Origin of the sequence: Micromonospora sp. B11E3, assembly GCF_039871625.1 — a bacterium.
Taxonomy (GTDB): Bacteria; Actinomycetota; Actinomycetes; order Mycobacteriales; family Micromonosporaceae; genus Micromonospora.
Genome location: NZ_JBDPMC010000010.1, coordinates 1 through 24,060, shown reverse-complemented (window position 1 = coordinate 24,060; position 24,060 = coordinate 1). Strand labels below are relative to the sequence as shown.

24 protein-coding genes and 1 tRNA gene are annotated in these 24,060 nt (G+C 73.4%); 13 read left to right on the top strand and 12 right to left on the bottom strand.

The annotated features are described in order from the left end of the window. Window positions 1-3 precede the first annotated feature (3 nt). Together ABGB16_RS07850 and ABGB16_RS07845 are read right to left on the bottom strand one after the other, a co-directional pair. Window positions 4-1,140 (bottom strand): hypothetical protein, encoded by a 1,137-nt coding sequence (locus ABGB16_RS07850; RefSeq protein ID WP_347667296.1) that lies wholly within the window; start codon window positions 1,138-1,140, stop codon window positions 4-6. A gap of 121 nt (window positions 1,141-1,261) precedes the next feature. Continuing rightward, window positions 1,262-2,119, bottom strand: a complete 858-nt coding sequence (locus ABGB16_RS07845) for a 3'(2'),5'-bisphosphate nucleotidase CysQ (protein WP_347667295.1) — start codon at window positions 2,117-2,119, stop codon at window positions 1,262-1,264. 163 nt (window positions 2,120-2,282) lie between these two features. Between ABGB16_RS07845 and ABGB16_RS07840 the strand changes: the two genes are divergently transcribed. Beyond that, complete coding sequence (locus ABGB16_RS07840; protein WP_347667294.1) at window positions 2,283-3,377, top strand: PLP-dependent aminotransferase family protein; 1,095 nt, start codon at window positions 2,283-2,285, stop codon at window positions 3,375-3,377. 343 nt (window positions 3,378-3,720) lie between these two features. Continuing rightward, window positions 3,721-4,863, top strand: coding sequence for a magnesium/cobalt transporter CorA (gene corA / locus ABGB16_RS07835; protein ID WP_347667293.1), 1,143 nt, complete (start codon window positions 3,721-3,723; stop codon window positions 4,861-4,863). Between the two features lie 89 nt (window positions 4,864-4,952). Here the strand turns inward: corA and ABGB16_RS07830 are convergent, their stop codons facing one another. Then, window positions 4,953-5,798: a hypothetical protein gene (locus tag ABGB16_RS07830; RefSeq protein WP_347667292.1), complete on the bottom strand. Its 846-nt coding sequence runs from the start codon at window positions 5,796-5,798 to the stop codon at window positions 4,953-4,955. 84 nt (window positions 5,799-5,882) lie between these two features. Between ABGB16_RS07830 and ABGB16_RS07825 the strand changes: the two genes are divergently transcribed. Together ABGB16_RS07825 and ABGB16_RS07820 are read left to right on the top strand one after the other, a co-directional pair. Next, complete coding sequence (locus ABGB16_RS07825) at window positions 5,883-6,413, top strand: peptidylprolyl isomerase (protein WP_347667291.1); 531 nt, start codon at window positions 5,883-5,885, stop codon at window positions 6,411-6,413. A gap of 64 nt (window positions 6,414-6,477) precedes the next feature. Continuing rightward, window positions 6,478-7,389 (top strand): rhomboid family intramembrane serine protease, encoded by a 912-nt coding sequence (locus tag ABGB16_RS07820; protein WP_347667290.1) that lies wholly within the window; start codon window positions 6,478-6,480, stop codon window positions 7,387-7,389. 117 nt (window positions 7,390-7,506) lie between these two features. On the opposite strand, the gene ABGB16_RS07815 is transcribed toward ABGB16_RS07820, so the two are convergent. Beyond that, complete coding sequence (locus ABGB16_RS07815; protein WP_347667289.1) at window positions 7,507-7,950, bottom strand: PH domain-containing protein; 444 nt, start codon at window positions 7,948-7,950, stop codon at window positions 7,507-7,509. A 113-nt stretch (window positions 7,951-8,063) separates the two neighbouring features. On the opposite strand from ABGB16_RS07815, the gene ABGB16_RS07810 reads away from it, so the two are divergent. The 5 genes from ABGB16_RS07810 to ABGB16_RS07790 all read left to right on the top strand — a co-directional run bounded on the left by ABGB16_RS07810 (window position 8,064) and on the right by ABGB16_RS07790 (window position 12,795). After that, window positions 8,064-9,236: an acetyl-CoA C-acyltransferase gene (locus tag ABGB16_RS07810; RefSeq protein WP_347667288.1), complete on the top strand. Its 1,173-nt coding sequence runs from the start codon at window positions 8,064-8,066 to the stop codon at window positions 9,234-9,236. A 136-nt stretch (window positions 9,237-9,372) separates the two neighbouring features. Next, entirely contained in the window at window positions 9,373-9,882 is a 510-nt protein-coding gene (locus ABGB16_RS07805) for a hypothetical protein (protein ID WP_347667287.1), read from the top strand. A gap of 73 nt (window positions 9,883-9,955) precedes the next feature. Continuing rightward, window positions 9,956-10,651, top strand: coding sequence for a response regulator transcription factor (locus ABGB16_RS07800; RefSeq protein WP_347667286.1), 696 nt, complete (start codon window positions 9,956-9,958; stop codon window positions 10,649-10,651). Further along, window positions 10,644-12,143 (top strand): HAMP domain-containing sensor histidine kinase, encoded by a 1,500-nt coding sequence (locus tag ABGB16_RS07795; RefSeq protein WP_347667285.1) that lies wholly within the window; start codon window positions 10,644-10,646, stop codon window positions 12,141-12,143. The genes ABGB16_RS07800 and ABGB16_RS07795 overlap by 8 nt, the downstream gene beginning before the upstream one ends. 55 nt (window positions 12,144-12,198) lie before the next feature. Beyond that, window positions 12,199-12,795, top strand: coding sequence for a hypothetical protein (locus ABGB16_RS07790; RefSeq protein ID WP_347667284.1), 597 nt, complete (start codon window positions 12,199-12,201; stop codon window positions 12,793-12,795). 63 nt (window positions 12,796-12,858) lie between these two features. On the opposite strand, the gene ABGB16_RS07785 is transcribed toward ABGB16_RS07790, so the two are convergent. Then, complete coding sequence (locus tag ABGB16_RS07785) at window positions 12,859-14,457, bottom strand: ricin-type beta-trefoil lectin domain protein (protein ID WP_347667283.1); 1,599 nt, start codon at window positions 14,455-14,457, stop codon at window positions 12,859-12,861. Window positions 14,458-14,691: 234 nt separating this feature from the next. Then, window positions 14,692-16,905, bottom strand: a complete 2,214-nt coding sequence (locus ABGB16_RS07780) for a hypothetical protein (RefSeq protein ID WP_347667282.1) — start codon at window positions 16,903-16,905, stop codon at window positions 14,692-14,694. 123 nt (window positions 16,906-17,028) lie between these two features. On the opposite strand from ABGB16_RS07780, the gene ABGB16_RS07775 reads away from it, so the two are divergent. Then, complete coding sequence (locus tag ABGB16_RS07775) at window positions 17,029-17,736, top strand: glycosyltransferase family 2 protein (RefSeq protein ID WP_347667399.1); 708 nt, start codon at window positions 17,029-17,031, stop codon at window positions 17,734-17,736. A 92-nt stretch (window positions 17,737-17,828) separates the two neighbouring features. On the opposite strand, the gene ABGB16_RS07770 is transcribed toward ABGB16_RS07775, so the two are convergent. Both ABGB16_RS07770 and ABGB16_RS07765 read right to left on the bottom strand, forming a co-directional pair. Next, window positions 17,829-18,719 (bottom strand): transketolase, encoded by an 891-nt coding sequence (locus tag ABGB16_RS07770; RefSeq protein WP_347667398.1) that lies wholly within the window; start codon window positions 18,717-18,719, stop codon window positions 17,829-17,831. Window positions 18,720-18,724: 5 nt separating this feature from the next. Then, window positions 18,725-19,453: a transketolase gene (locus ABGB16_RS07765; RefSeq protein ID WP_347667397.1), complete on the bottom strand. Its 729-nt coding sequence runs from the start codon at window positions 19,451-19,453 to the stop codon at window positions 18,725-18,727. 56 nt (window positions 19,454-19,509) lie between these two features. Between ABGB16_RS07765 and soxR the strand changes: the two genes are divergently transcribed. Continuing rightward, the gene (gene soxR, locus ABGB16_RS07760; protein WP_347667281.1) at window positions 19,510-19,959 is read left to right on the top strand and encodes a redox-sensitive transcriptional activator SoxR; all 450 of its coding nucleotides are present in this window, start codon (window positions 19,510-19,512) and stop codon (window positions 19,957-19,959) included. Window positions 19,960-19,961: 2 nt separating this feature from the next. Here soxR and ABGB16_RS07755 read toward each other — a convergent pair whose 3' ends face one another. Then, entirely contained in the window at window positions 19,962-20,939 is a 978-nt protein-coding gene (locus ABGB16_RS07755; protein WP_347667280.1) for an NAD(P)H-quinone oxidoreductase, read from the bottom strand. A gap of 248 nt (window positions 20,940-21,187) precedes the next feature. On the opposite strand from ABGB16_RS07755, the gene ABGB16_RS07750 reads away from it, so the two are divergent. Beyond that, window positions 21,188-21,274 (top strand) — tRNA-Ser (locus ABGB16_RS07750). Between the two features lie 108 nt (window positions 21,275-21,382). On the opposite strand, the gene ABGB16_RS07745 is transcribed toward ABGB16_RS07750, so the two are convergent. Genes ABGB16_RS07745 through ABGB16_RS07735 form a run of 3 tightly spaced genes read right to left on the bottom strand, consistent with a single transcriptional unit; the run spans window position 21,383 to window position 23,204 of the window. Continuing rightward, window positions 21,383-22,807 carry a tyrosine-type recombinase/integrase gene (locus tag ABGB16_RS07745; RefSeq protein WP_347667279.1) on the bottom strand — a complete coding sequence of 475 codons (1,425 nt, stop codon included), beginning with the start codon at window positions 22,805-22,807 and terminating at the stop codon, window positions 21,383-21,385. Beyond that, window positions 22,804-23,010: a helix-turn-helix domain-containing protein gene (locus ABGB16_RS07740; RefSeq protein ID WP_347667278.1), complete on the bottom strand. Its 207-nt coding sequence runs from the start codon at window positions 23,008-23,010 to the stop codon at window positions 22,804-22,806. Before ABGB16_RS07740 ends, ABGB16_RS07745 begins: the two co-directional genes overlap by 4 nt. Continuing rightward, window positions 23,007-23,204 carry a hypothetical protein gene (locus ABGB16_RS07735; protein WP_347667409.1) on the bottom strand — a complete coding sequence of 66 codons (198 nt, stop codon included), beginning with the start codon at window positions 23,202-23,204 and terminating at the stop codon, window positions 23,007-23,009. Before ABGB16_RS07735 ends, ABGB16_RS07740 begins: the two co-directional genes overlap by 4 nt. A 207-nt stretch (window positions 23,205-23,411) precedes the next feature. On the opposite strand from ABGB16_RS07735, the gene ABGB16_RS07730 reads away from it, so the two are divergent. Further along, window positions 23,412-23,891 carry a hypothetical protein gene (locus ABGB16_RS07730; RefSeq protein WP_347667277.1) on the top strand — a complete coding sequence of 160 codons (480 nt, stop codon included), beginning with the start codon at window positions 23,412-23,414 and terminating at the stop codon, window positions 23,889-23,891. The last annotated feature ends 169 nt before the right edge of the window (window positions 23,892-24,060 follow it).

The window sequence follows — 24,060 nt, the reverse complement described above, 5'->3', positions numbered from 1 at the left end:
GCCTCAGGCGGCGCACCAGGCCCGCCACGCCTCCCGGCTCGGCGCGTCGGTGAGCCGGAAGTCGCCGTCCGGGACCTGGTAGTCGTAGTACGCGACCCACAGCGGGCGCTGGTCGTTCAGGTATCGGCTCATCGTCCGGATCCAGGCGGCCCGCCCGGCGCCGGTGTCCCCCGGGATCCGGAGGCTGCCGGTCTCGGCGAGCCCCCAGGGCTTGCCCAGGGCCCGCGACTTCGCGATCATCGGGCCGAACACCTGTTCGGGGGCGGTGTAGCGGCCGTACTTCCCGCCGCTGTTGTAGCAGTCCCAGCCGAGCACGTCGACGGCGTCGCCGCCGGGCCAGTAGTGCTCGAAGGTGCGCCCGGAGCGGGGGTTCAGCGTCCAGCACATCAGGATCAGGGTGGACCGCAGCCGGGCGTTGCCGGCCCGGTCGGCCAGGCGGGCGAGCCGCTGCCACGCCGCCCGGTACTGCGCCGAGGTGTACGCGCCCCGGGCGATGTCGTCCTCCGGTTCGTGGAAGTACGACCAGTAGACGTCCAGGTCGCGGGGGACGGAGGCGAACCAGGCGGCCAGCCGCGAGTCGTGCCGTCCGGCGGCCACCTCGGCCGGGGCGGCCTTGAAGGAGACCACGACGGTCCGGTCGGCGACGTCGGCGCGGCTGTCGCGCCAGGCCGGCGGCAGGCCGGGGTAGAAGACCCGGACCATGCGCAGCGGCCCGTACGCCCGGTCGGAGCGGGCCAGCGCCGCCGAGAAGCTCTCCCCGGCGAGCAGGTGGATGCTCGCCCCCGGCAGGGTGGCCCGGCCACCCGGGAACCCGCCGCCCGGCGCGTCGCCGCTCGTGCCTGGGCTGGGCGAGGCCGACCGGTCGGGGTTGCTGCCGAAGCCCTGGGACCCGCTCGGGGTCGGCCGGGCGCCCGGCGCCGCCGGGCCGAGCCCCGCGTCGTGGCTGGCGGCGTCGGAGGCCACGGTGGCCGGCCGGCCGGGCAGGTCGCCGTTGGTGGCCAGGGCGACGGTGGCGCTCAGCACCACGGCCCCGGCGGCCACCGGCAGCAGCCACCAGCGGCCCGGCCGGCGACGTGGCGGCGGGCCGGGCTCGGCGGGCGCGGGGGCGAGGGCGGGTACGGCGGTGGGGCCCGTACTCATGGCCCTCCTCGGCTCGGGCGGCGTCGGGCGCACCGCCCCGGCGCTCCCTGGTACTGCAACGACCCGGCACCGGTCCCGGTACGGCGGTGCCGGGGTGCGGCAGCGGCGCCGGGCCGGCCGGTCAGCGGTAGCGGTCGATGGCGGCCAGCAGGGTGTCCGCGTGCTCCGGGCGGCAGACCAGCAGGTCCGGCAGGCGCGGGTCGTCCCGGTTGTAGCGCAGCGGCGAGCCGTCGATCCGGGAGGCGTGCATGCCGGCGCCGAGGGCGACCGCGACCGGGGCGGCCGAGTCCCACTCGTACTGGCCCCCGGCGTGCACGTACGCGTCGACCTCGCCGGTCACCACCGCGCAGACCTTCACCCCGGCCGAGCCCATCGGCACCGCCTGCGCGCCGATCCCCTCGACCAGGTCGCTGACGAACGCGGGCGGACGGGTGCGGCTCACCGCGATCCGCAGCGGCCCGTCGACGGGGGGCGCGGCGGTCTCCCGGGTGCCGAGGACCAGCGGCTCGCCGTGCGCGGTGGTCCGGGCCGGCATGCCGACCGCACCGGCGACCAGCGCGCCGTCCGGGGCGGCGGAGCGCTGCCAGAGCGCCACGTGCACCGCCCAGTCGGTCCGGCCGGCCTCGGAGAACTCCCGGGTGCCGTCCAGCGGGTCGATGATCCACACCCGGTCCGCGTCGAGCCGGGCCGGCCGCTCCCCACCCGCCCAGGCCCGCCGGCTGTCCGCCTGCTCCTCGGAGAGCACCGCGTCGGCCGGCCGCCACCGGGCAAGCGCCGACGTCATCAGGTCGTGCGAGACCTTGTCGCCGGCGTTCTTGAGCGCCGCCGGGTCGGCGAAGCCCTGCGTCTCGCGCAGCGCCGTCAGCGCGGCGCCGGCCCGCCCGGCCAGCCACTCGGCGAATGCCTGGTCGTCGCGGCGACCCGTCCCGTCATCGGTCACGTGAACCTCACCACTGTCTCGGCGGCACCAACGCTCCATCCTTCGGCGGCTGTCGGGACAAGGCCAGAGACCGGTCCGATTGCCGACAGACCAGAGTGTGGCTCAACTCCGTCCTCGCTGCCCCGGATGATCAGTTGCCCGCATGTTGAACTTGGCGTGTATGCCGGCCGGACCGCCCCGGCCAGGCCCTAGGCTCGTCCGCATGACCGCCGAGCAGCTGATCTCCTTCGCCCGTGGGGCTCCCTCGCTGGACATCGTGGATGTCGAGGGGCTCAAGGCCGCCGCCGTCCGCGCCTTCGACGCCGACCCCGCCGGGGTCACGGCGTACGGCACCTCCGTCGGCTACCCGCCCCTGCGGAAGTGGATCGCCGACAAGCACGGCGTCGATCCCGCCCAGGTGCTGATCACCAACGGCTCGTTGCAGGCCGACGCCTTCCTCTTCGACCACCTGGTACGCCCCGGCGACGCGGTCGTGGTCGAGCGCCCGACGTACGACCGGACCCTGCTGAACCTGAAGCGGATGGGCGGCGAGATCCACGGCGTGTCGATCCAGCCCGACGGCCTGGACACCGCCGAGCTGCGCAAGCTGCTGGAGTCCGGGATCCGGCCGAAGCTCGCGCACGTGATCCCGAACTACCAGAACCCGGCCGGGGTCACCCTGTCGCTGGAGAAGCGGCGGGAGCTGCTCGACCTGGCCGCCGAGTACGACTTCACGATCTTCGAGGACGACCCGTACGCCGACATCCGGTTCCGGGGCGAGCCGCTGCCGTCGATGCTCTCGCTGGACACCCGCGGCCTCGTGGTGCACGCGTCCAGCTTCACCAAGACGGTCTGCCCCGGCGTGCGGGTCGGCTACCTGATCGGGCCGGCGGACCTGATCGCCGACATCGCGAGGAAGGCCACCAACCTCTACATCTCCCCGGGGATGGTCTCCGAGGCGATCGTGCACCAGTTCTGCGTCTCCGGCGACATCGCCCGCTCGATCGAGACGGTCAGCACGGCGCTGGGCGAGCGCGCCCGGGTGCTCGCCGAGTCGCTGCGCCGGCACATTCCGCAGGCGCGGTTCGTGGAGCCGGACGGCGGCTACTTCCTCTGGGTCGAGCTGCCCGAGGACGTCGACGTCGACCGGCTCGCGCCGGCCGCCGCCGAGCGGGGCGTCGCGGTCGTCAAGGGCAGCGACTTCGTCCTCGACGGCGGGCGGCACGCGCTCCGGCTGGCCTTCTCGGCGGTCACGGCGGACCGTATCGACGAGGGCGTACGGCGGCTGGCGGAGGCGATGGAAGCCGTTCGGGGCTGATTTTCTGTCGGGTTTCTGACAGAACGGCGATGCCGGCCGGCTCAGGGCTCCCGCCCGGCCGGCCGGCGGCTCACAATGCTGCGAGCGCCACTCACCTCGGCCGGCGGGTCGACCTGCCTGAGTGCGGGCGATGCCCCGGCCCTGGTGACCAGTGGCGCGCTCAGCACAACCCCCGCCCCCAAAAGGCGCCGGGTGGGCCGTGTCGCCCCCTCACCCCCCTGACGCGGCCCGGCCCGCCCGGCGCCAACCAGCCGGCGCGACGCGGGCAGGCCGGCCGAGGCGGGCGTACCCTGCAACGCGCGGCGGTGTGGGGCCGTCGCGGCAGCGTGGGGAGGTGGTCGCCATGACGGACCGGGCGGAGCGAAGCCGGGACGCGTCGCCGGACGGGGCGCGGGTGACCAAGCCCCGCGCCTGGGCGCCGGTCAGGGCCATGACCCGCATCCTCAACACCGACGGCAGCCAGCGCACCCCCGAGCCGGCCGGCCCCGGCCGCAGCGCCGTGGTGGACTGCGGGCTCTACGTCAAGGGCAGGCGGCAGCCCGGCGAGTGCCACTACGCCGAGGCGCTCGCCGCCGCCCGCAGCCGGAACGGGTTCGTCTGGCTCGGCCTGCACGAGCCCGAGCTGGCCGAGATGACCGAGATCGCCGCGACCTTCGGCCTGCACGAGTTGGCCGTCGAGGACGCGGTCAAGGCCCAGCAGCGGCCCAAGCTGGAGCGCTTCGGCGACGTCAGCTTCCTCGTGCTGCGTACGGCGCGGTACTGCGAGCACGCCGAGCTGACCGAGAACTCCGAGGTCGTGGAGACGGGCCAGGTGATGCTCTTCATCGGCCCGCAGTTCCTGATCAGCGTCCGGCACGGCGACGCCTGCCGGCTCTCTCCCGTCCGGGCCGACCTGGAGGCCAGGCACGAGCTGCTGGCGCACGGCCCCTGGGCGGTGGCGTACGCGATCACGGACCGGGTGGTCGACCTCTACCTGGAGGTGGCCGACCAGCTGGAGGACGACCTGGACGTGCTGGAGACCGACGTGTTCGACCGGCAGAGCACCGGGCGCATCCAGCGGATCTACCAGATGAAGCGGGAGCTGGTCGAGTTCAAGCGGGCGGTGATGCCGCTGCAACGACCGCTGCTGACGCTCACCGCCGAGGCCAACCGGGAGGTCCCGCATGAGGTACGGCGCTACTTCCGGGACGTGCAGGACCACCTCAGCCGCACCGTCGAGCAGGTCAACTCGTACGACGACCTGCTGAACTCGATCCTCCAGGCGCGGCTGGCCCAGGTCACCGTCGACCAGAACAACGACATGCGCAAGATCGCGTCCTGGGCCGCCATCGCCGCGGTCTGGACCGCGATCGCGGGCATCTACGGCATGAACTTCGAGAACATGCCCGAGCTGCGGATGACGTACGGATATCCCGTCGTCCTCGCCCTGATGCTGGGCATCTCGCTCGCCCTCTACCGCTGGCTCCGCCGCAACGGCTGGCTGTAGGGAAGGGCCCCGTCGACGCCTGTGGTGGAGAAGGGAACCTTCTCCACCACAGGCGTCGGTCCCCGCGCCCCCGGGCGCGGCCCCGGAGATCAGCGTCGGCCGCCGGACTTGGTCGCGTCCTGCTTGCCCAGCGCCTTGCCCAGGTCGTCCGCCGGGCGGCCGGAGGTGTCCCGGGCGCCCTCGGCGACCGAGGGGACCTTGTCGTTCGGCTGGACGGCCGGCTTGCCGCCCGGCTTCGTGGTGGAGGCGCCGTCGCCGCCGGCCACCGCCGAGCTGCCGGTGCCGGCCGGGCCGCCGGCCGGGCCGCTCGCGGCGGGCGAGCCGCCGGATCCGGCGGGCGAGCCGGGCTTGTCGCCGTTGGCCGAGGGGGTCTCCACGACCAGGGTGTCCACCTCGTCGCGGACCGGCTCGACGGCCACGGTCGCGTCGTACTCGGTCCACTCGTGCCGGTCACGGCGGCGGCGCATCGCCATCGCGCCGGCCAGCCCGGCGACCGCCCCGGCGGCGAACAGGCCGGTCATCATCCGCCCGCCCTGGCGCGACTTCCGCTTCCGTGCCTTGAGGTTGCCGGCCTTGGCCCTCCGGGTCACCGCGGCCTGCTTCGCCGCGGCGGCCTTTTTGCCGGCGACGGCCCTGCCGGCCGCCTCGGCCTGCGCGTTGCGAACGGCCAGGGCCAGTGGCGCGAGCGCCGCGAACGTGGACGCGAGACCACTCGACGTCCGGTCGCGCACCCTGAGGGCGGTCGGCGCGACGGCGCTCCGGGCCGCCTGGACCCGCGGGCCCACCGAGGCGCCGGCACCCTTCGCCGCGTACGTGGCCGCCTGCCTCAGGTGACCGATGCCCTGGTTCAGCTCGGCCCTGGCCAACTGCCCCTGGGTCTTGCGCCGCCCGATTCCAAACACGGTCCCACCTCCTGGGAGTTGCTCCTTCGTCATCCTCCACCTTCGGATGCCTCCGCACTGCCAGAACGGGCACATGGGAGGATCCGCATGGAACTGACCGACGAGCGAGGAGTACCCGTGGCCGAGGCTGTCTACGCCACTTTGCACACCAACGCTGGCCCGATCCGGCTGGAACTCTTTCCGAACCACGCCCCGAAGACGGTCCGTAACTTCGTGGACCTGGCCGAGGGCAACCGCGAGTACGTCGACCCGCGTACGGGTCAGCCGGGCAACGGCCCGTACTACGACGGCACCATCTCGCACCGGGTGATCAGCGGCTTCATGATCCAGATGGGCGACCCGACCGGCACCGGTCGCGGCGGTCCGGGCTACAAGTTCGCCGACGAGTTCCACCCGGACCTGCGCTTCGACCGGCCGTACCTGCTCGCCATGGCGAACGCCGGGCCGGGCACCAACGGCTCGCAGTTCTTCATCACCGTCGCGCCGACGCCGCACCTGAACAACCGGCACACCATCTTCGGTCAGGTGGCCGACGAGGCGTCGGCGAAGGTGGTGGACTCGATCGCCAACACCCCGACCGGCCCGAGCGACCGTCCCCTGCAGGACGTCGTCATCGAGCGCGTCGAGATCGAGCGCACCCCGGCCTGACGAACCCGCGAGGTACCTTTGCTCGCATGACTGAGCGCCCCGCCGGCACCGGGAGGCCGCGGCCGTGAGCGAGTCCCCGCCGACCACCCCGGTCTGCTACCGGCACCCCGGCCGGGAGACGTACGTCCGGTGCACCCGCTGCGACCGGCCGATCTGCCCGGACTGCATGCGCGAGGCGTCGGTGGGGCACCAGTGCCCCGAGTGCGTGGACGAGGGACGCCGTAGCGTGCGGCCGGCGCGTACCGCCTTCGGTGGCGGTGCCGCCGGCCGCCACGGCTACGTCACCAGGGTCCTCATCGCGCTGAACGTGCTGATGATGATCCTGTCCATCGCCTCCGACCGGGGCGGGGACGCGGCGGCCGGCGGCGCGGGCTTCGGCGGCCTGCTGGGCGGCAGCACCCCGCTGACCGACTGGGGTTCGGTGCTCGGCCAGGCCCTGTTCCCCGACGGCAGCGTCCACGGCATCGCGCACGGCGAGTGGTATCGCCTGATCACCGCGCTGTTCCTGCACTACGGCGTGGTCCACCTGCTGCTCAACATGTGGGCGCTCTGGGTGCTCGGCCGGTCCCTGGAGGCCAACCTCGGGCCGCTGCGCTTCCTCGCCCTGTATTTGATCGCCGGGCTCGGCGGGAACGTGGCCGCCTACCTGTTCAGCCCCGAGAACGCCGCCACGGCCGGCGCGTCCGCCTCGACCTTCGGCCTCTTCGCCGCGCTGATCGTGATCGAGCGCAGGATGGGGCGGGACGTCTCGTCGGTCCTGCCGGTTCTGGTGATCAACCTGGTCTTCACCCTGACCGTGCCGGGCATCTCCATCCCGGGCCACCTCGGCGGCCTGGTCGTCGGCGGGGCGCTGGCCCTCGTGCTGGCGTACGCCCCCAGGTCCCGGCGCGGGCTGTTCCAACTCGCCGGGGGCGCGATCCTGGTCGTGGCGCTGCTCGGGCTGGTGCTCGTCCGCACGGCGATGCTGGTCGGCTGACCCGCGCCCGGGCCGGGGCGGCGACCGGCCGGCCCAGGGCAGCGACCCGGCGGCACCGGCCGGAGCGGCGACCTGATGAGGCCGGCCGGGTCGGCGCGGCCCGGGCTGCGCCGGGGGTCAGCGCCGCTCCGGGCGGGCCGCGCGCAGCGCCTCGGCCACCTCGCCCGGCGGGGCGTCCAGGTCGTACCGGCCGAACAGGTGCAGCGAGTCGCCCGTGTCGATCTCCAGGACCTCCGCGGCCAGCCCCAGCCGGGGCCGGCGGTCCACGGTGATCGCCTCGACCGCGTCCCAGTCGAGCCGCCGGCGGCCGGCGAACCCGCTGATCACCGTGATCCCCGCCGCGTCGACGGCGAGCCGTACCGGCGCCAGCAGGTCACGCAGCGCCGAGCCGACCAGCGCGGCGGCGGCCAGCCCGGCCAGCCCGAGCCGGATCTGGTCGCCCTCGGCGAAGAGCAGCCCGAGCCCGACCAGGGCCGCCGCGCCGGCCAGCTTCAGCACGGGCAGGGCGCGCGGCACCCGCCACTGCGCCGCCGACGACTCCGAGTCCGTTCCCGCCCGCACCGGTAAAGCATGCCCGACCCGCCGGGGCTCGCGGGTGCCGCCAGGGATTCGGGGCGGACGGGCGCGCGGAGAAGGACGTAGGATCGGGACAGCCAGGTTACCGGGGAGTAGATATGAGTGACGCGGTCATCGTCGGTGCGGTACGGACCCCGGTCGGGCGGCGCAAGGGCAGCCTCGCCGGCGTCCACCCGGTCGACCTCTCGGCCCACGCCCTGCGCGCCCTCGCCGAGCGCACCGGGATCGACCCCGAGCAGGTCGACGACGTGATCTGGGGCTGCGTGTCCCAGGTCGCCGAGCAGTCCTGGAACGTCGCCCGCAACGCCGTGCTCGCCGCCGGCTGGCCGGAGTCGGTCCCCGGCACGACGCTGGACCGGCAGTGCGGGTCGAGCCAGCAGGCGCTGCACTTCGCCGCCGCCACCGTCCTGTCCGGCCAGGCCGACCTGGTGGTGGCCGGGGGCGTCGAGTCGATGACCCGGGTGCCGATGGGCTCCAGCGTCGGCGCCGGGATGCCGTTCAGCGACCAGGTCCGCGACCGCTACCGCGGCGTCGAGGGCTTCGCCGAGGACGCGCCGCTGCCGTTCAACCAGGGCGTCGGCGCCGAGCTGATCGCGGCCCGCTGGCGCTTCTCCCGCGCCCAGCTCGACGAGTACGCCCTGGCCAGCCACGTCAAGGCCGCCGCCGCCCAGGACGCGGGCGCGTTCGACCCGGAGCTGGCTCCGGTCGCGCTGCCCGACGGGGCCAAGTTCGCCGCCGACGAGGGCATTCGCCGGGACACCTCGCTGGAGAAGCTCGGCGAGCTGGCCACCCCGTTCCGCCCCGACGGCGTGGTCACCGCCGGCTCCGCGTCCCAGATCTCCGACGGGGCGGCGGCGCTCGCCGTCACCACGTCCGACTGGGCCAGCCGGCACGGCCTGCGTCCGCTGGCCCGGGTGCACACCGCCGTGGTCGCCGCCGACGACCCGGTCACCATGCTCACCGCCCCCATCCCGGCCACCGCGAAGGCGCTGCGCCGCGCGGGGCTGGGCATCGAGGAGATCGGGGTGTACGAGGTGAACGAGGCGTTCGCCCCGGTCCCGCTGGCCTGGCTGGCCGAGACGGAGGCGGACCCGGAGCGGCTGAACCCGCGCGGCGGGGCCATCGCCCTGGGCCACCCGCTCGGCGCGTCCGGCGCCCGGATCATGACCACGATGCTCCAGCACATGCGGGACAACGGCATCCGCTACGGCCTGCAGACCATGTGCGAGGGCGGCGGCATGGCCAACGCCACCATCCTCGAACTGCTCTGACCCCGGCGGTCCGCCTCGCGAGCCCTGGGCCCCTCCATACACCAAAATCGGACCGGGAGTGCGACTCGGGGGCGTGGAAGTTCCGCAATCCGGCCGTGACCCATATCACTCCACCGTCGGGGTCGTTGGGCAGGTCATGGACGTCTTCTCCCGAACGTTCCTTCCCGCGGCCGCCGAGACCGGGCTGGCGGTGCAGACCGTCAGCCGGCACATGCCGATCTTCCGCCGGTGCGTGGGCTCCGGCGACGCCACGATCATGGTCACCCGGTGCAGCCGCCCGGAGCGGCCGGTCGGCGAGTACCTGCTGCTGCTCACCCACCGGCGGCTCGTGGTCACCTGGCAGTCCCGGGTGCTGCACCGGCTGCGCCTGCACCTCAACGCCGAACTGCGCGATCTCAGCGACGTCACGTGGAGCCCCGATCCCCGGCTGCCCGGGGTGGAGTTGGCCGCCACCGCCATCGACGGTGTGCGGGAGCGGTTCCTCATCCGCACCCAGCACCCGAAACAGGTGTGGCAGCTCGACACGCTGCTGCACCACGCGTTCCGCACCCGGCTGCGGACGGCGAACGAGCGGATCGTCGCCACGATCGGGAACCTGTCGGCCGCCTCGCGCACCGGTGCGCCCCGGCCCGTCGTGGTGCACTGACCCCCGCTGATCCTTACCTGATCCGAACACGCCCCGGCGATCCCCGTCGGTGCCGGTCGGCAATCATGGGTCGGTGACCGTCGACGCACCCGGACGCGGGCTGATCCTCGTCGTCGAGGACGAGCCGGCCATCGCCGACCTGGTCCGGCTCTACCTGAGCCGGGACGGCTTCGGCGTACACCTGGAACGCGACGGCGAGGCCGGACTGTCCGCCGCCCGCCGGCTGCGCCCGGTGGCCTGCGTCCTGGACATCGCCCTGCCGGGCCTGGCCGGCACCGAGATCTGCCGGCGGCTGCGCGAGGCCGGCGACTGGACGCCCGTCATCTTCCTCACCGCGCGCGACGACGAGGTGGACCGGATCGTCGGCCTGGAACTCGGCGCGGACGACTACGTGACCAAGCCGTTCAGCCCGCGCGAACTGGTCGCCCGGGTCCGCGCCGTGCTGCGCCGCGCCACCGGCGCACCCGAGGCCGCGGAGCGGACCCGGGTGGTCGGCCCGGTGACCCTGGACCCGACCCGCCGGACGGTGACCGCGGCCGGCGCCCCGGTCCAGCTCACCTCCACGGAGTTCGACCTGCTCGCCCACCTGATGGCCCGCCCCGGCCGGGTCTTCACGCGGGAGGAGCTGCTGGCCGGCGTCTGGGGGTACGCCGCCCACGCCGGCACCCGCACCGTCGACGTGCACGTCGCGCAGGTCCGGGCGAAGCTGGGTGCGGCGGCCGGGGTGATCCGCACCCACCGGGGCGTCGGGTACGCCGCCGATGGCTGAGCCTGCGCCGCCCGCGGGCGGGCCCGCGCCGGAGACGCCCGTCCCGGCCCAGCCGACCGTCGCGCTGCCGGTCATCGGCGCCCGCCCGGCCCCGCCGCCGCGCCGCCGCCCCGGCCGTACGCTCACCGCCCGGGCGGTGCTGGTCACCTGCGCCGTGGCGCTCGTGTCGGTGCTGGTCACGGCGCTGGTGGCGGTGCCGCTGGCGGTGCGCGGGGCGGAGCGGCGCGACCAGGAGGCCCTCGCCGCGCAGGCCCGACTCGCCGCCGACGTGCTGCGCGTATCCCGGGTGCGGCAGCGCGACGCGGCCGGCGACCGGCTGATCCGCCAGCTCCGCGCGCAGGACATCGACGTGTACGTCGTCCGGGCCGGCACGGTCGACCGCGCCGGCCTGCCCGGGCAGGTGGTGAACCGGGTCGCCGAGGGGCGCAACGTCTCCGGCCGGCGGCTGGTGGCTGGCGAGCGCGCCCTGGTCGAGGGGCGGGCGCTGCCCGGCGGGGACGGCGTGGTGCTCAGCAGCACCCGGCCGGCCATCCCCGGACTGTGGGGCCGGGTGCTGCTGAGCCTGTGGCTGCCGTTGCTCGCCGGGCTGGCCGCCGGGCTGGCCGCCGGGTCGCTGCTGGCCCGCCGGCTCGCCCACCCGATCCGTACGGCCGCCACCGCCGCCGCCCGGCTCAGCGCCGGCGACCGGAGCGTGCGGGTGCCGGTCGAGCCGCCCGACGAGGTCGCCGAGCTGGCAATCGCGCTGAACGGGCTGGCCGCCGCGCTGGCCACCAGCGAGGGACGGCAGCGGGAGTTCCTGCTGTCGGTCTCGCACGAGCTGCGCACCCCGCTCACGGCGATCCGGGGGTACGCCGAGGCGCTGGCCGACGGAGTGGTCGGCGCGGACGAGGCCCCGGACACCGGGCGGACCATGCTCGCCGAGGCGGAGCACCTGGACCGGCTGGTCCGCGACCTGCTGGCGCTGGCCCGGCTGGAGGCGGCCGACTTCCCGCTGGAGCCGGTGGCCGTCGACCTGGCCCGGCTGGCGGCGGACGCGGAGCGCACCTGGGCCGACCGCTGCGCGGCCGTGGGGGTGCCGTTCCGCACCGAGATCCCCGACCGGCCCGTGCCGGCGTACACCGATCCGGGGCGGATCCGGCAGGTGGTCGACGGGCTGCTGGAGAACGCGCTGCGGGTCGTACCCCCGGGGGCGCCGGTGGTGCTCGCGGCCCGGCCGGCCGGGTCCGACCCGGCCGCCGGCGGCGTGCTGGAGGTGCGCGACGGCGGCCCGGGCTTCACCGACGACGACCTGGCGGTGGCGTTCGAGCGCGGCGCGCTGCACCAGCGTTACCGGGGGGTGCGCAAGGTGGGCAGCGGGCTCGGCCTGGCGCTCGCCGCGGGGCTGGTCCGCCGGCTCGGCGGGGAGATAGCCGCCGGGCACGCGCCCGAGGGCGGGGCGGCGTTCACCGTACGGCTGCCGGCGGATCCTTACCTGATCCGAACATCGCGTTGACGTCACCTGAGCCCCGGTGCGCGACGCTGGGGCCAACCGACGGAAAGGGAGAACGATGGCACGTCACGGACTCGTCGCCGGCACCACCGCGCTGCTCGCGGCGCTCGCGTTCGGCGTGGCCGGATGCGGCCCGGCCGAGGTGACCGGCAGCCGCCAGCAGGAGACCGCGGTCGAGGTGTCCGCCGCGCTGGGGGCGGAGGGTCAGGCGCTGGCCGCGATGGGCTTCGACGCCGGGGACCTGGACCTGGAGCTGGTCGCCGCGCCCGCGCCCGCCGCCTCCGGCGAGCCGTCGCCGAGCGCCGGGGAGAAGACGAGGCGGGGCGAGCGGGCGGAGGAGTGGCGCAAGCGCCACCGGGCCCGGGTGCTGCTGCGCCGCGGCACGCTGCACGGCGAGGCGGTCGTCCGCACGAAGGACGGCGGTACGCGGACGGTGGCCGTCCAGCGCGGTGAGGTGACCGCGATCGACGGCGACTCGATGACCGTCAAGTCGACCGACGGCTTCACGATGACCTGGACCTTCGGCGAGAACCTGCGGGTGGTCGAGCGGCGTACGACGATCCAGCCGACCGCGGTCAAGGTCGGCACCACGGTCGGCGTGGCCGGCGCCAAGGACGGCGACACGGCCACGGCCCGCCTCGTCCTGATCAGGTGAGGCAGGGAAGGGGCCCCGGTGACCGAGGCCCCTTCTTGCCGGTCAGTAGACGCGTCTTGCCGGTCAGTAGACGCGTGAGCCGATGAAGTCGTCGTGGCCGTAGCCGACCGGGTTGGCGAAGCTGCGCGACTCGAACGACCACTGCTGGCGGGCACTGGTCGAGCAGGTGGCCAGCCACAGCCGGGGCGTGCCCAGCCACGGGTTGTCGAACGCCACGCAGAGGTTGCTCGCGCCGGCCGGCCGGAGCTGGTTGCCGACGAACACGAACTGCTGGTTGGCGCCGCCGTGGCAGTCGTGGATGTTGACCGTCGTGTCGACGGTCAGCGAACCGCCGGACACGTCGAGGCAGCGGTCGTGGGACAGCTCCGAGTGCAGTGACTGGCGCGTCGGGTCGTACCAGAAGCCCTGGTTACGGCCGCCGTGGCAGGCGTACGACTGCTGGACGGTGCCGTTGCGGGAGTCGTACCCCCTGCCGTCGACGCAGGTGCCGGTGGCCCCGTTGCGCAGTTGCCGGAACTCCATCAGCCCGCCGTACAGGATCCCGCTGCCGGTGCTGGCCGGGTCGGCGCAGGTCGCCTGCTGCTGCCCCGAGTTCCAGAACTGGGTGATGCACTGGGCGAACATGCCGTGGCCCCGGGCGTTGGGGTGGAACGACTGCCGGGCCGCGTTCTCGTCCCAGATACCGAGTTCGATGTACAGGCCCCGCACCGAGGTGTTGTCGGTGCACACCTCGTGACCGTGGAAGAGCCGGCTGGCGTCCAGGTACCGGGTGCCGGTGTTGGCGGCGGCGGCGCGCAGCGCCGACTCGAACAGCGGCACCGCCTTGTTCCGGGCGAACGCCGCGTCGGCCAGGTAGAGCAGGCAGCCGCCCGAGTACCAGCCGGGGAAGTTCGGGTTGTCCTCGACGTCCGGGCTGGCCGGGCTCGGGTACGACATCAACACCAGCTCGTAGTCGGAGCGCAGGTAGCCGGCGTTCGTCATGGTCTGCCGGATCGAGGCGAGCGCCTCCTCGACGGCCCGCCGGCTGCCGTCGGTGCGGATGGTCCACTGGTCGGTGTACGTCTGCCAGCAGGTGCCCAGGAAGAACACCCGGCGCAGCGCGCAGTCGGTGGCCACCGGGCCGAACTGGATCGTGCCGTCGCCGTTGGCGCCGACCACCACCCAGATCAGCTTGACGCGCGTGTTGCGGGCCTTGATCGCCAGGTAGTCGCCCTGGTTCAGCTCGTTGTGCTGGGTCGGGCCGCCCGCCACCAGGTTCCACGGCGTGGCCCCGGAGCAGGCCAGGTTGTACTGCGTGTCCGACGGGATGCCGGTACGGAACACGGCCTGGTCGTACGACCGGTCGCACCAGTTGCCGGGCTCGTGGGTGCCGGGGACGTAGTTGCCCACCCCCTCGCCGGAGATCTCGCTGTCGCCCATCGTGATCAGCGAGGTGCGGCGCTGCTCGATCGGCCGGATCTCGGGGCTGCCGTACAGGGCGGTGGCCTCGGCGGCGCGGACCGCTTCGAGGTTGGCGGGGAGCGGTTGGACGGGCGGGGGGTCGGCCGCGGCGGCGGGGGAGGCCGGCCCGGCGAGCATCGGCAGGACGAGCGCGGTGGCGAGGACGACGGTCAGGGCCCGTCGCGGGGACCTCCGGGCGCGCCTGGCGGGGGTACCAGACATCGACGTACTCCTTCCACTCGATCGCGGGACGTCGATCGAGTTAACCGACGGTAACGCTTCCGTCGAGATATGTGAATACGTCTCGGTAACGGGCGGTGAACCTGAGCGCGCTCCGGCCCAAGATCCGCGCAAGTTCGTGGAAGTTGCCCCCTGAGCAGCGACGGAGGGGACAAGTTCCAGGAAGTTGCGCGACCCGGAAGGCGGGCGGCGTCAGCGGCCCGGAGGCGGGCGGCGTCAGCGGAGCGGCGGGAGGGCGTAGCCGACGTAGCCGCGCCATTCCAGCGGCCAGCCGGGCGGCACGAGGTCCGCGCACTCCTTCCGGTTGCCGGTGCAGACGACCGCGTCCACCGAGGCCGGGTCGGCCGGCGGGCGGTCGGGCAGCACCGACTGGAGCGCCACCAGGTCCGGGGAGCCGCCGTCGGCGTCCCGCAGCAGCAGCCACCACGGGTACTCCCAGTTGTCGTTCTGCTGCACCAGCCCGATCCGCCGCGCCCCGGACGCCCGGACCGCGTCGGCCGCCCAGCGGAACTCCTCGGCCCACTGCGGCCGGCGCAGGAAGCGGGTGTCCCAGTCCGACGTGGTGAAGACCGAGCCGGCCCCGACCAGCCGGCGCGGGAAGCCGTACGACAGCGCGAGGACCCCGGCCAGCGCCGACGTGGCCAGCACGGTCACCGCCAGCCCGACCGCCACCGACCGCCGCCGGCCCGCCGCCGAGCCCGGTCCCGCCGTCGAGTTCGGCCTGACCGTCGAGCCCGGTTCCGCCGCCGCGCCCGGTTCCGCCGCCGGGATCGGCCTGGCCGCCGCGACCGGTTCCGCCGCCGGGATCGGCCTGGCCGCCGCGACCGGCTCGGTCGACGGTCGTGGGCCCGGCGCCGGGGCCAGCCGGCGGCGGAACAGCGCGTCCAGCCAGAGCCCGGCCAGCGGGGCCGCCAGGACCAGGGCGTAGAGCAGCAGCCGGTTTCCCCACGGCTGCCACTTGATCATCGCGGTGTGCAGCGCCACGGTGGTCACCACCACGACCGCGTACGCCCGCAGCGCGCCGGCCGCCGCCGGGCTGACCCGGGCCGGTCGGGCCACCGCCAGCGCCGCCCCGATCAGCGCCAGCACGCCGGCCAGCGGGAACGCCACCCGGTCCTCGTCGGGGTACCAGGCCGGCACCGGGAAGATCTCGCGGCCGAACGTGATGGCCCGGTCCTGCGGATCCACCCCGATCGCCCGGGCGCTGTCCATGATCGCCTCGGCCGTGCCGGAGCGCACCGGCGCGAGCGGGGTGTCCAGTGCGGTGTGCCCGATTCGCAGGGCGTTGACCAGCACGGACGCTGGGTCGTGCCGCTCCATCGGGATGGACTCGCGCAGCCGCGGTGGCCCCAGCGGGTGGCCGAACTCCGCCTGCACCCGGGCCAGGAACGGGCCGACCACCACCAGCGCCACCAGCAGCACCAGCAGGGAACCGGCCACCGTGCGGGCGACTCCGGCGACCCGTGCCGGCCGGGGCCGGCCCGTCGTTAGGTAGGCCAGTCGGAGCTGGCCGATCCCCCACAACAGCAGCAGCGGGCCGACCGCGATCAGCCCGCTCGTCTTCGTCACGGCCGTCAACCCGGTCGCCGCGCCGAGCAGCAGCACGGTGCCGACGCCGGCCCGCCGGCGCAGCCCGTCCAGCGCCAGGCTCGCCACGCAGGCGACCCACGCGGCGCAGACCAGGTCGGTCTGGGTGCTGGTCGCCTGGAGTGCCACCATCGGCGTGGTGGCCAGCACGAACGCGGTGAGCGCCTGGGCCCGTCGACCCCCGCCGAGCTGGGCGGCGATCCGGGCGGCGACCAGCAGGCAGCCCACCCCGGCGGCCCACTGGACCAGGTTGTGCAGCCCGTCCCCGCCGGTGAACAGTCGTAGGTGCAGCAGCAGGTACTCGGCCCCCGGCGGGATGGTCACCTGCCGGTGGATCGCCGTGGGCCAGAACTCCAGGCTCCGCTGGGCCACCCAGTGCTCCACCTTCGGCAGGTGGTAGGTCTGCGAGTCGAAGTTGTTCGGCTCGGCGATCAGGGCGATCAGCAGCTCGACCAGGACCAGCCCGCCGGTCGTGCCGAGGAGCAGGCGCTCCCCGCGTCCCGCCGTACGCCAGAAACCGGCCAGCCCGGCGCGGCGCGCGCGGACGGCGGCGGCCAGCGCGCCCACGGACGTGCCCTCGCGGCGCAGCCGCCACCCGGCCGCCGCCACCGCGACGGCGAGCAGCAGCAGCCAGGCCGCCGCGAACGCGGGCAGGGTCAACAGGCGCAGCGCACCGAGCAGCTCCACGGTCAGCACCGCGAACGCGTCGGTGACCAGCGCCGCCCGCAGCACGGCCAGCCGCAGCGGGGCGACCGTGTCCGCCCGGCGGGGGCGCAGCGCCACGGCGAACGACACGACGGCGGCCGGCGGGACCGCCACGAGCAGGGAGCCGGCTGCCGACATGGCGCGAAGTATTCACCATGCGTTTGAGAACGCGGCTCCGACGCCCGGCGGTGGCCAGCAGCACCTCGCTGACCTGCCAGGCTAGGCTTGGTCTGACGTGTCGTCGCCACCGTGGAGATTCCCGTGAAGCTCTCGATCCTCATGCCGGTCTACAACGAGGAAGAACGCATCGCGGATGCCCTCAAGCAGGCCCTGGCGGTCGACTACCCGTGCGAGATCGAGCTGGTGGTGGTCGACGACGGCAGCCGGGACGGCACAGCCGAGATCCTCGGCCGGGCGGACGACACACGACTGCGCGTGGTCACCCACCAGCGCAACGCGGGCAAGGGCGCGGCCATCAGAACGGCGGTCGACAACGCCGAGGGCGAATACATGGTCATCCTCGACGCCGACCTGGAGTACGACCCGCAGGACATCCCGAAGCTGCTCGACCCGGTGCTCGACGGCCGCGCCACGGTGGTCTACGGCAATCGCACCTTCGGCAGCCACAGCGCGTACAGCTTCTGGTACGTGATGGGCAACAAGGGCGTCACCATGGCGGCCAACATCCTGTTCAACTCCTACATCGGCGACCTGGAGACCTGCTTCAAGCTGATGCCGGTCGCCCTCTACCGCTCCCTCGACGTCCGCTCCCGCGGCTTCGGGATGGAGGCGGAGGTGACCGGCAAGCTGCTGCGCCGGCGCATCCGCCCGTACGAGGTGCCGATCAGCTACCGCGCGCGGGGCCGCGAGGAGGGCAAGAAGATCACCTGGAAGGACGGCGTCGAGGCGGTCTGGATCCTCGGCCGGGAGCGTACCCGCCGCCATCCCCTCGCCGGCTCGCAGCACTGACGCTACTCAGCCGCCGCTCAGCCGAGCCGCGCCGCCAGGAAGGCCTGCCCCCGCTCAGCCGAGCCGCGTCGCCAGGAAGGCGCTGACCCCGCTCAGCCGAGCCGCGCCGCCAGGAAGGCGCTGACCGAGCGGCGCAGGCCCGCCGGGTCCAGCCCGTGCCAGCGGGTGTGGTCCTCGGTGGAGCCGTACCGCCGCAGTTCCTCCCGCCCCACCCCCAGCGCCAGCAGCCGGTGCGGCCGGTCCGCCAGCGCATCGCCCACCACCCGCGCGGACGTGCCCGCCAGGTAGGGCTCGACCAGGATCACCTCGGTGCCCGCGAGCGCCCGCAGCCCGGCCACGTCGAACGGCCGGGGCCGGTGCGTGTACGCCACCGTCACCGCAAGCCCCTCGACGGCCGCGAGCGCCGCGTCCAGCGTCGGTCCCACCGCGACCAGCAGCGGTGCCCCCGGCCCCGCGTCCCGCACCACGTCCAGCGTGCCGTCGCCGCCGCGTGGCCGGGCGTTGGCCTGCGTCGACAGCCGCACGTACGTCGGCCCGTCGCCGTCGACCGCCGCGCGGAGCAGGGCAGGCACCTCGTCGGCGTGGCCGGGCACGTGCACCGTCCAGCGGGGCAGGGTGTCGATCAGGGCCACGTCGGCCGGGGAGAGGTGGGTACGGCCGGCGGCGGCCCGGTCGTACGACGCCCCGACGCTGACCAGCACCGCGCTCACCCCCTGGTGGTCGAGGTCGAGCTTGATCTGCTCGTACGCCCGCTCGACGAGGAACGGCGCGTAGCTGTGCACCACCGGCCGCAGCCCGGTCAGGGCGAGCCCGCCCGCCACCCCGAGCATCAACTGCTCCCGGATGCCGACGTTGAGCACCCGGTCGGGGTGCCGTCCGGCGGCCGGGGCGAACGCCGCCGCCGAGATGTCGGCGAGCACCAGCGCGGTGCGCGGCTGTTCGGCCAGCAGCGCCGTGGTGGTGTCGATGAAGGCTTCCCGCATCATGGTCACTTCCCGTCCCGTACGACCGCGACGACAACGTGCGGTCGGTTCCCGTCCTGCCCGGTGAGGGCGGCGTGCAGGGCGTCGTGGTCGCGCCCGTCCACGGTGGCGGCGGTCCACCCGTTGACGGTGAACCGGGCCGCCGCGCCGTCGCCGGGCCAGCCGTGGGTGGCCGAGCCGTTGTCGATCACCACGGCGGTCAGGTTCGCCAGCCCGACCGCGCCCGCGTACGCGATCGCCTCGTGGTTGGAGCCCTCGTCGAGTTCGGCGTCGCCGAGCAGGACGTACACCCGGGGGGTCAGCAGGCCCTGGGCCCGCAGCCCGAGCGCGGTGCCCACGCCCAGGCCGAGGCCGTGGCCCAGCGACCCGGAGCCGATTTCCACCCCCGGCACCAGCAGCCGGTCGGGGTGGTCGCCGAGCCGGCTGTCCGGGCCGCCCTGGTCGTCCAGCCAGTCCACGGGTACGAAGCCCTTGGCGGCGAGCACGGCGTAGTAGCCGGCGACCGCGTGCCCCTTGGAGAGCAGGAACCGGTCCCGGTCCGGATCGTCGACGGTCTCCGGGGTGATCCGCAGGACCCGGTCGTAGAGCACCCAGAGCACGTCGACCGTGGAGTACACGTTGGCGCCGAACTCCCGTCCGGCGCGGATCCGCTCCAGCAGCGGCGCGACGGGCCCCGGCGGGCCGGCGGGCGAGGCGGGTGGACCGCCGGCGGGGGTCGGGGCGGTGGCAGTCATGATTGTCATGCGGCTAGCCTGCAAGTTGAAGTCCACTTCAACTCAAGGCGAACGTGATGCAGGAGTCATTGACGATCGGGCAGCTCGCCGCGCGCAGCGGCGTGGCGCCCTCGGCGCTGCGCTACTACGAGCGCCTCGGCCTGATCCGGGCCGAGCGCACCGGTGGCAACCAGCGCCGGTACGCCCGCGGCGAGCTGCGCCGGGTGGCGTTCGTCCGGATCGCCCAGCAGGTCGGCATCTCCCTGGAGGAGATCCGCGCGGCCCTCGACTCCCTGCCCGCCTCCCGCACCCCGACCGCGGCCGACTGGGCGAAGCTGTCCACCGCCTGGCGGGCCCGCCTCGACGAGAAGATCCGGCTGCTGTCCAAGCTCCGCGACGACCTCGACGGGTGCATCGGCTGCGGCTGCCTGTCGCTGCGACGCTGCACCCTGTACAACCCCGAGGACAAGCTGTCGGGCGAGGGCCCGGGCGCCCGGTTGATGCTGCCCGAGGGCACCCCCGACTGAGGTCAGCCGACGGTGAGCAGCACCTTGCCGAAGTGCGCGTTGGACTCGACCAGCCGGTGCGCCTCGGCAGCCTCGGTCATCGGCATCCGCCGGTCGACCACCGGCCGCACCGCACCCGCCGACACCAGCGGCCAGACCTGCTCGCGTACGCCCGCCACGATCTCCGCCTTTTCCGCCGGCGGCCGGGACCGCAGCGCGGTGGCCGCCACCGTGGCCCGCTTGGCGAGCAGCGCGCCGAGGTCCAGCTCGGCCTTCCGGCCGCCCTGCATGCCGATCACCACGAGCCGGCCGCCGGTGGCCAGCGCCGCCACGTTCCGGGCCAGGTACGCCGCGCCCATGATGTCGAGGACGACGTCCGCACCCCGGCCGTCGGTGACCCGCCGTACCTCCTCGACGAAGTCCTGCTCCCGGTAGTCGATCGTGTGCGCCGCGCCCAGCTCGCGCAGCCGCTCGTGCTTCGCGGCCCGAGCGGTCACCACCACGGTCGCGCCGAGGGCCGTACCGAGCTGGACGGCGAACGTGCCGATCCCGCTGCCGCCGCCGTGCACCAGCAGGGTCTCGCCCTTCGCCAGCCCGGCCAGCCGCACCACGTTCGACCAGACCGTGCAGGCCACCTCGGGCAGTGCCGCCGCGTCGACCAGGCCGACGCCGTCCGGCACCGGCAGCAGCTGCCCGGCGGGCACGGCCACCCGTTCGGCGTAGCCGCCGCCGGCCAGCAGCGCGCAGACCTCCTGGCCGAGCTCCCAGCCGGTCACGTCCGGCCCGACCGCGCTGACCACCCCCGCGCACTCCAGACCCGGGTACGGCGACGCGCCCGGCGGCGGCAGATAGTGCCCCTGGCGTTGCAGCAGGTCGGCCCGGTTGACCGCGCTGGCCCGCACGTCCACGATGACCTCGTCGGGGCCGGGCCGCGGATCGGGCACCTCCGCCCAGACGAGTGCCTCGGGTCCGCCGGGTTCCGGGATCGTGATCGCGCGCATGGCCCAGTCTTACCCGATCGGGCCCGTCGTCCACGTCGGGGCCGGAATCTCCTCCACCGTCCGCTGCCGGAGCGGGCCGGCAGGGCCGGCCACTGTGGATCTTCCCGGCGGCCGCGACACCGGTGACCAGCAGGACGGCCGGGTGTCGCACTTCGGGCCGTCCTGGCGTCGACGGTGGGACGGCGGCTCGCCCGCCGACCGACTTCTGGCAGACTAGGCAGCGGTCGCGTCCCCCGGGGCGTGGCCCGGGAGGGTTCGCCTAGTGGCCGATGGCGCTGGTCTTGAAAACCGGTAGGGCGGCAACGTCCTCGTGGGTTCGAATCCCACACCCTCCGCTCACCCGAACAGCAAAAACGCCCCCTGACCAGCGCGAACGCCGGTCAGGGGGCGTGTCTATGAGTGGTGAGTCCGTCTCACTTCGTCCCGCTCGGGGCCGTCGCGTCTCACTGGTCGTGTCGTATACGTGTCGGCGTCTCCGGCTCGCTCTCGGCCGCTTCCGGTTGCTCGGTGCCCAACGCTCCCTCGATTCGCTTCCGCGCCGCCTCGTCCTGTCCGTCGATGCACGACGCGTAGACCTTCAACAGCACATGCACGCTGTGCCCGGCCCACTGGGCGACCTGGGTAGCCGGCACGCCGGCGTTGAGCCAGAGCGACACGGCAGCGTGCCGCAGGTCGTACGGCCGGTGCGCCAGTGGCGACCGCTGCTGAACTGGCGTCAGCGCAGCCTCCCGCGCTTGCCGCCATGCGCGTAGATACGTGCTCTTGGACACCGGAGCGACGCGAGCGCCAGCGGCGTTGAACATGCGGCCGTTGGCGTCCCGGCAGTGCGTCCGTAGGTGGTGCCGCAGGATGCGAACCAGTTCCGGGCAGGCCGGCACGTCGCGGGTCGCCTTCTTCGCCCGGTGCTTCAACTCGCGATCTTCCAGCGATTCGCCGCTGTCGCTCCAATCCTCGCCAACCTGCTGTGTGGAGCCGCTGAGGTGAAGCCACCCCCATCCCTGCTCGGGTAGCTCGCATTCATCGGCGCGTAGGTGGATCACCTCAGACGGCCGGAGGGCGGCAAAGTACATGCAGGCGAAAAAGCCTTCCAAGTGTGGATCGCGTTGGCCGACCGCCGTGAGCAGCGCACGGGCTTGTTTTGGGTTGACCACCACCTTTCGGTCGACCTGATCGGTGTTCTTCGGCGCTCGCCACTGGATGAAGTCCATTGGGTGGGCGTCGAGATAACGCAGTTCCACGGCGTACTTCAATGCGCTGTAAAAGACTGCGCGCTTTCTTGCGACGGTATTTGCGGCGGCCGGGCGGCCGTCAATCCGAGTCGTCAGCAAGTCGAGCGCCTTTCGGATGGTGGCCGGATTCGCCACCTCCGGCAGCGGCAGCGTGTTCGCGCCGAGCCACCGGACAACCGGCGCAAGGCGCTCGGGTGGCACGCCGTTGTCGCGGTCGCGCTGCAACTTGTTGAATACCCAGACGTAGAGCGCGTGGCGGATATCCGCTTCGGCCGGCGCTCCGCGCGATGTGGCGAGCAGCGCGGGCGTAACGGTGGTGAGCGCGTCAGCGATGCTCTTGCGCTGGGTAGCTGCCGCTCGCGGCCACTTCATGTCCACGAAAGCTACGGCCAGGTCGTACCAATTCCGGCTGTTCAGCTCTCGGGCCATCGGTTCGGGTAGCCCGTTCTTCTCATCGAACGCGGTTCCCTCGCGCTGCGCCACGACCAGCTTTGATCGGAAGCTCTCGGCCAGTGCGCGGGTGGCGAACGTCTTCCGGAACGGCTTATCAGCAACCTTCCATCGGACCGTGTATGACTTTTTCTTACCGGAGAGATCGTTAGCCAGGATCGCGTAAATTCGCACGCTGTAGCTGCTCAAGCGGCTGCCTCTTCCTCGTGGTCGGTAAGCCAGGCGTCTAGGTCGCGGCGGCGGACGTACAGGCTGCCGTTCGGGTACTTGATGGTTTTGGGGGCGCGGCCGGTGGCCTTCCAGCGGAAGAAGGTCGACCGGGGTACGCGGAGTTCGTCCAGGACTTCGGCGAGGGTGAGCAGGTTGCCGGTCGGGGTGCGGCGGGTAGTCATCGGCGGGCGTCCTTCCTCGGAGTGGCGTCGAGGTAGATGCGCTGGAACATCGGGGATCGGCGGTCGGGGTAGGGCCGGCTGACCTGCTGGATGTGCAGCACTTGGGCGATGGCGGCAAGCGCTGCGGCTGTTTCAGCGGGTGTGCCGTGCAGCCTGATTCGCACGGTGAGGGCCTTCCGGTCGATGCGGATCACTTGTGGAGGGATGGGGAGACGTCGCCGCAGAACGGCGTAGAGCGGACCGCTGAGAGCGCCGTAGAGCCAAGATCAGAGGCGGCCCGGTGTTAGGCCATGCGTCGAGCTGCCTGTGTGGCTCTCAGCGGGCCGGTTCTGCTTGGGGGCAGTGTGTGGCGCGGTGTGCGGGTGCTGCGCCGGGTGGGGTCGAGCCGGCAGAATGTGCTGATGAGTTATGAGATCTTCGATCCGTTTGAGGGCGCGCCGGACAACGTTGACGTGATTGAGTGGCTGGAGGGACAGGGGTGGTCCGGGTTCTTGGCGATAGGTGGCGATGAGTCACCCCTGCGTGTTGAGTCGTTCCGGCGGACTGTCGATGGGCGAGACGAGTTCCTTGTCGATGTCTGGGATGTCAACCAGGGCTCGCCGTATGTCAAGGTCGACAACTTCGGGGACTTGATGGACCTTTTGGCGCGGTGGGCTCCGGCGGTTCAAGCGGCTGCCCTGGTGTCGGCGGTGGACAGCCTGCGCTCCTACGGGCTTGACAAGGACGGCGTTGCCGAACTTGTGGGGGCGAAGGTGGCGTTCGGTGCGTCGGATGCTCTGCCCGCGCTCCAGCGGCACGAGCAGGAGCAGGCCGCATACCGCCGCCAGGTCGCGGAGCAGCGCAAGGCGGCGCGGGATGCAGCCGCGCGGCCGTCGTCGTAGTCGGGCCGCGCGGCGCGGGTTCAGCCCTTCTCGTTTGCGAGCAGGGCTGAACCATCTCGGCATCTCGGCATCTCGGCAAAGGTGCCGTTGAGCTGGGTAAACGTCTGCCGAGATCTTTTCCGGAGTGAGGGTCGATCTCGGCAGACGGCTTCCATCTCGGCAAGAGGTG